This is a genomic window from Nitrosomonas sp. (assembly GCF_020852615.1).
Taxonomy (GTDB): domain Bacteria; phylum Pseudomonadota; class Gammaproteobacteria; order Burkholderiales; family Nitrosomonadaceae; genus Nitrosomonas.
The window spans coordinates 1-6,546 of record NZ_JADZAJ010000035.1 but is presented as its reverse complement, the minus strand read 5'-3'; the positions used below and the strand labels follow the sequence as shown (position 1 = coordinate 6,546).

At 48.5% G+C, this 6,546-nt stretch carries 6 protein-coding genes and 1 pseudogene; 5 read left to right on the top strand and 2 right to left on the bottom strand.

The window, feature by feature from the left end:
• The 4 genes and pseudogenes from IT527_RS08365 to IT527_RS08350 all read left to right on the top strand — a co-directional run.
• Nucleotides 1-770: adenosylhomocysteinase (locus IT527_RS08365; RefSeq protein ID WP_292968080.1), on the top strand; the 770-nt coding region annotated here is incomplete at its 5' end.
• A gap of 168 nt (nt 771-938) precedes the next feature.
• Entirely contained in the window at nt 939-1,784 is an 846-nt protein-coding gene (gene metF, locus IT527_RS08360; protein ID WP_292968079.1) for a methylenetetrahydrofolate reductase [NAD(P)H], read from the top strand.
• A 565-nt stretch (nt 1,785-2,349) separates the two neighbouring features.
• Nucleotides 2,350-3,627, top strand: coding sequence for an ammonium transporter (locus IT527_RS08355; protein WP_292968078.1), 1,278 nt, complete (start codon nt 2,350-2,352; stop codon nt 3,625-3,627).
• Between the two features lie 131 nt (nt 3,628-3,758).
• A pseudogene (locus tag IT527_RS08350) lies at nt 3,759-4,052 on the top strand (methylenetetrahydrofolate reductase); the annotation flags it as partial.
• Nucleotides 4,053-4,080: 28 nt separating this feature from the next.
• Here the strand turns inward: IT527_RS08350 and IT527_RS08345 are convergent.
• Both IT527_RS08345 and IT527_RS08340 read right to left on the bottom strand, forming a co-directional pair.
• Nucleotides 4,081-4,890: an NYN domain-containing protein gene (locus IT527_RS08345; RefSeq protein ID WP_292968077.1), complete on the bottom strand. Its 810-nt coding sequence runs from the start codon at nt 4,888-4,890 to the stop codon at nt 4,081-4,083.
• A 369-nt stretch (nt 4,891-5,259) separates the two neighbouring features.
• Nucleotides 5,260-5,730 (bottom strand): hypothetical protein, encoded by a 471-nt coding sequence (locus tag IT527_RS08340; RefSeq protein ID WP_292968076.1) that lies wholly within the window; start codon nt 5,728-5,730, stop codon nt 5,260-5,262.
• A gap of 403 nt (nt 5,731-6,133) precedes the next feature.
• Between IT527_RS08340 and IT527_RS08335 the strand changes: the two genes are divergently transcribed.
• Nucleotides 6,134-6,546: exonuclease domain-containing protein (locus tag IT527_RS08335; protein WP_292968075.1), on the top strand; the 413-nt coding region annotated here is incomplete at its 3' end.

Sequence of the window (6,546 nt, the reverse complement as noted above, 5' to 3'; positions counted from 1 at the left end):
TTCCGGCAATCAATGTCAATGATTCAGTCACCAAATCCAAATTCGACAATCTCTATGGATGCCGCGAATCACTGGTGGATGGCATCAAGCGTGCAACCGATGTGATGATTGCCGGAAAAATCGCCGTAGTGTGCGGTTATGGCGATGTCGGCAAAGGATGTGCACAATCATTGCGCGGTTTGGGAGCAACTGTCTGGATCACCGAGATCGATCCGATCTGTGCATTGCAGGCGGCGATGGAGGGGTACCGTGTAGTGACCATGGATGACGCCTGCGATAAAGCAGATATTTTTGTTACCGCTACCGGCAATCTGCGTGTCATCACCCACGATCACATGCTGAAAATGAAGAACCAGTCGATCGTGTGCAATATCGGCCACTTCGATTCTGAAATCGATATTGCCTCAGTGCAGAAATACCAGTGGGAAAACATCAAACCACAGGTCGATCACGTGATTTTCCCAACCGGCCGCCGCATTATCGTGCTGGCACAGGGGCGTCTGGTCAACCTGGGCTGCGCTACCGGCCATCCGTCTTTTGTCATGTCCAGTTCGTTCACCAATCAGGTGCTGGCGCAGATGGAGCTCTGGCAGAATGGCCAGGCGTACCAGAAGAAAGTGTATGTGCTGCCTAAACACCTTGATGAGATGGTGGCACGCCTGCATCTGGACAAGCTGGGTGTGAAGCTGACGGAACTGACCGATGAACAGGCGCACTACCTCAATCTCGACAAGAACGGGCCCTATAAACCGGAAATGTACCGGTACTAATAGCATTCTGAAAAACTGCACCGGGGTTTGATGACTCCCGCGGCTTTTTCCGAAGTTGTTATGTTCAGCCTGTTAAAGCCGGGAAACAGCGATAGAGTTTCCCGGCTTTGCTTCATTGATTTTCCGTTGCCCTTCTTACAGGGCCGCAACTCATGGAAGTGAATCCCAATGCAATCCCAGAAAAAATTTACCCCCACATTCAGTTTTGAATTTTTCCCGCCGCAGACACCGGAAGGAATGGAAAAGCTGCGGGCCGCGCGCATACAGCTTGCCCAGTTCAATCCAAAGTTTTTTTCGGTGACATTTGGTGCCGGCGGTTCCACGCGTGAACGCACACTGGAAACTGTGCTGGAAATCCAGGCAGAAGGTTATCCGGTAGCACCCCATCTCTCCTGTATCGGCTCCACCCGTGACAATATTCGTTCCATCCTTGAGAAATATCGCAGTCACGGTATCAGCCGCATTGTGGCGCTCCGTGGCGATTTATCTTCCGGCATGGCGCAGGCGGGGGAATTCCGCTACGCCAATGAGCTGGTGGCATTTATCCGCAGGGAGTTTGGTGATACTTTCTGGATCGAAGTGGCAGCCTATCCGGAATATCATCCGCAAGCCCGTTCCGCGCTGGAGGATTTCACCAATTTCAGACGAAAAGTTGAAGCAGGTGCCAATGCGGCGATTACCCAGTTTTTTTACAACGTGGATGCCTATCTGCATTTTGTGGAGATGTGTGAAGCCGCGAATCTGAGTATCCCGATCGTTCCCGGCATTATGCCGATCAGCAAATTTTCTCAACTGGCAAGATTTTCGGATGGCTGCGGAGCAGAAATTCCACGCTGGATTCGCAGAAAACTGGAAAGCTTTGGTGATGATATTCCTTCCATCCAGGCATTCGGGCTGGATGTCGTCACAGCATTATGTGCACGCCTGCTGGAAGCCGGCGCCCCCGGCCTGCATTTTTACACACTCAACTCCGCCGTACTTCCCACAAAAATCTGGCAGCGCCTGGGGCTGTAGCTGTAGCTGTAGCTCGCCGGGAGATCCGTATCCATTTTCTTCAGCACATGATTGAATCGTTTCGATATATACCCCTTCCTGGGAAGAGGGTAATGTAAAAAGTAGTTGATTTCTCTGGATGTGACTGATTCCATTCCTTAAAAATTGAAGCCTCGCTTAAAGCCCGGGGCGATTTAACCAGATGAAGCAGGGTGGATTAATGCCCAATATTCTTTATTAGCCCTATTGAATTCGTGGTTATTAAGGTTCACACTTCCGCGGCGACTGAATAAATATCGTATAAGGGCTGGAAATGGAAGATGAAATATTAATTCCTGATCACAATGAGCAGATACGGGATTAAGCAGCATCTGACAGGTGACATGACAGCCGGACAGTTATTTATTCATGAGCGCTCAAGCTTTACCGGACCTGGTAAACAATAATAGAAATCAGAATCAGGTTTTCGCATTATTAAGTGAAGTGCGGAAAATACTCCTGCTTAATAAAACTGATCAAAGAATCCGGCAGGCACATACGCGGGGTAACCCGGATAACTTCAATTCAAAATATAGGGAGTCAGCAAATGAGTAAACATCGATGTTTCGCTGCGTTCAGTTCAATCGCTCTGTTTCTGTTGTGTTTCAGCAGTTGGGCGAGCGCAGCTGCTCCTGCAGAGATCAACGAAGCGCGTCTGGTAGCACAATACAACTACTCCATCAATATTCTGGCCATGTTGCTGGTTGGTTTCGGTTTTTTAATGGTTTTCGTACGGCGGTACGGATTTAGTGCAACTACCGGTACCTATCTGGTCGTCGCCACTGGACTTCCGCTCTATATTCTTTTACGTGCAAACGGGATTTTTGGACATGCACTGACGCCCCAATCCGTCGATGCAGTAGTCTATGCGGAATTTGCCGTAGCGGCGGGACTGATTGCCATGGGAGCAGTACTCGGGCGTTTACGGGTTTTTCAATATGCATTACTGGCATTGTTTATTGTGCCGGTTTATCTGCTGAATGAGTGGCTGGTGCTGGATAATGCTTCAGGGTTGACTGAAGGATTCCAGGATTCTGCCGGATCGATCGCCATCCACGCTTTCGGTGCGTACTTTGGTTTGGGGGCCTCTATCACGCTGACTACCGCGGCCCAGCGGGCTCAACCGATCGAATCGGACGCAACCTCGGATCTCTTTTCAATGCTGGGGTCAATGGTACTGTGGATCTTCTGGCCGAGCTTTGCGACTGCAATCGTGCCATTCGAACAGATGCCCCAAACCATAGTCAACACACTGCTTGCTTTATGTGGCGCCACACTCGCCACTTATTTCCTGAGCGCACTGTTTCACAAAGGGAAAGCATCCATAGTCGATATGGCCAATGCAGCGCTTGCCGGGGGAGTGGCAATTGGCTCAGTCTGTAATATTGTCGGGCCGGTGGGTGCTTTCGTGATCGGTTTGCTGGGCGGCACCATTTCTGTAGTGGGCTTTGTATTTATTCAGCCCATGCTGGAATCCAAAGCCAGGGTGGTAGATACCTGCGGGGTGCACAATCTGCATGGATTACCAGGATTGCTGGGCGGATTCAGTGCGATCCTGATAGTGCCAGGCGTTGCTGTGGCCCAGTTGACAGGCATCGCTATCACACTTGCGCTGGCTTTGACTGGCGGCATGATTGCCGGAACCCTGATCAGACTAACCGGTACAACGAAACAGGCTTATGAGGACAGTCACGAGTTTACCCATCTTGCAGGACCTGAAGATGAGCATAAAGTTGAACGACTGGTATCAGAGGCAAAAACCGAAATACAGGGACTGAGAGATCGTATCGATGCTGCTGTATTGGGTGCCAAATCAGAAGGATAGATCCCTTATACAAATGAGTTTCTGATACTTCAGCTTCTGGCAGTCAGGGGCTGGTCACGAACCAGAAAGATCGATGTTCATGTCCGGCCCCTTCGTTTAGTTTTATTATTTTTTGATTCGCAACCAGCTTCCGACTGGCGAAGTTTTACGAAAGCTGTGGCGCAGAAATCCCACGCGGGATTCGCAGAAAACTGGAAAGCTATCGGTAATGACATTCCCTCCATCCAGGCATTCGGGCTGGACGTCGTTACCGCACTCTGTGCTCGCCTGCTGGAAACCGGCGCCCACGGCCTGTATTTCTACCCACACAATTCTGCTGTACTACCATAAAAATCTGGCAGCGCCTGGGTTTCCGAATGGGAGAACGTATAAAGTGGCTGATTGACCAGTACTGCCTGCTTTATAGTACAGAACCCGGTAACTAAAGAGAGATTGAGTGCCTATGTCAGAAAACTATTTGGCACGAAGATACAAGGCTTTTTGTATTGATCCCGGTGCCTGCCGTTCTTCAGTTACGAAGAGATCTGTCCTGGCTTTGACAAGATCAGAAAGTTTTTTGTAACCGTAAAGCCGGGAATCGAAATCAGGTTGTAATTTGTTGAGGTAGTTGCCAAAATTGCCTAAATTTGCCCACCCGGCATCATCGCTTGATTGTTCGAGTGCGGCCAGAATAAATTTCCTGGGAAACTCCGGTTTCGTTTCCGGAATTTGAGCAGGAAATTGTGAAGAAGATGATTTTTGATCATCTTCTGTCTTTTTCGCTTGTTGTGTAGCTGATTCAGTTGCTGTATCCGGGCGAAGAACCTCGGTAAACACAAACTTATGACAGGCATTGCGGAAAGCCTCGGGTGTTTTCTTCTCCCCGAAGCCGAGGACAGTGAGCCCCTCTTCACGTAAACGCATTGCAAGGCCGGTGAAATCACTGTCGCTTGTAATCAGGCAGAATCCATCAAATTTTCGGGTGTAGAGCAAATCCATCGCATCGATGATGAGCGTGCTGTCTGTAGCATTTTTGCCTGTCGTATACGCGAACTGCTGAACAGGTTTGATGGCATATTTTTGAAGTACCTTTTTCCAGGAAGCACTCGTGGGAACGGTAAAGTCACCGTAGATGCGTTTCACGGTTGCTTCCCCGAATCGCGCAATCTCGGCAAGCAACCCTTCAATGACAGCCGCTTGGGCATTATCAGCATCAATGAGCACTGCCAAGCGGAGCGTTGGCTCTTCTGCTTCAATTTTAGCGACTAATCGTGGAGATACCATGCAGAATAACCTCTAAATTTTGGCGAACTAATTATTGGACTATTTCACCCTTGAACACGAGCATGCTGATACCGCTTGTGATGATGGCTATTTCAATTGGAAGGACAAATCTGATCCCGCAACAGGTACGTTGCCCACCCAAAATCTGCCGATGGGCATGGCTCCCCCTATTATCTTTATAAATAACGCTATGGTTGTCTTCTCGGAGTAACTGCATTTATGGTACTTGATCTTCGCATCATCTCCTTTCCTGATTGTCTAGTGCCAAGTAAGCAGTAGTTTGTAAGTTGATGGTTATGCATAAAATTATCGCAGCTAATACGCAAACAGCAATTTACAAACTATCCGCCTGACTGGCTTGTCTCTATGTTACGCAGCAACTACAAGCCTTGGCCTTTGATCCATAGTATATTTAATACTGTTAGATCGGCGGCCGCAGTTTGGGCAGCGTTTGCTGGCCAACCAAAGATCAGTAGGCAAAGCCCCAAAATGATTTTCATAAAGAGTGCAAGATTCAACCCACGCCGCCTTTAAGTTATCCTCATCTTCTTTGCCTCGCATCCCAAAATAAGGGAAATGATGAAGAAAATAACCAAAATAATGTTCACAATCCTCTTGATATTTTTGAGTATCCAAAATGTGGAAGTGCCAAAAATCATCAACAAATGATGATGGCACAACGGCGGCATCAGGGTGCTCTTTACACAGTACAAGATATTTCCTGTACTCGGCTGCTACACGCTTTGTAAATTCCAGCGACCAACCTAAGCCTTCTTCGATATCCATAATTTTGACCATGATTGGTTCAAGGTCCATCTCGTTTAAAATTTTTTCGCTCATGTTTGCCTCATAATGAGCTGATAGATACATAACATGGTATATATGGCATTAAATGTCCTGTAGCCCAGTCCATTTGTCGTATAAACCTATAAAAACAGGCTTAATAATCTGATTTTCACCAGTAAACTCCTGAAACATCTTAATCCTGGAAATTACGGCATCCGTATCAATTACTGAGAAAGCCGCTGCGTCTAAATCCGTTCCGGGTACAGCAACCCTGGTACTGAAGCCGTTTATTTCCCGGGTTGACGAACTGCTCAAAAATCTTATCCAGCGAGCTGGCTGGTAAAATAAGCCTGTTATCCATAAACGGGGGCTCGGTGCCAGGCTTTAACCAGGTGTGATGTTTTTCTGTACTTTTACATCATCTGCTGGATAAAAATGACTCGGAAGTGCTACTACAATGCAGACAGGTAATTCAACGCTTTACTGGCATGATTATGAAACTTCCGGGGCAACGCCGCGCTGGGATCGGCCATTCCAGTTTGCCGGGTTGAGGACGGATGAAGCGCTCAATGAAACTGGCGATCTGCTGGTGATCTATTGCCAGCCGGCGCGCGACCGGTTGCCTCACCCGGAAGCCTGTCTGCTTACCGGCATTACGCCACAAATGGCAGAAGCCCGGGGGCTGCCGGAGCCGGAATTCATCGCACTGATTCATGCACAGTTGGCGCAACCGGGTACCTGCGGGGTGGGCTATAACACGTTGCGATTCGATGATGAAGTCACCCGGTTTACGCTGTACCGCAATTTTTATGACCCCTATGCGCGTGAATGGCAATCCGGTAATTCGCGCTGGGATGTGATCGATCTTGC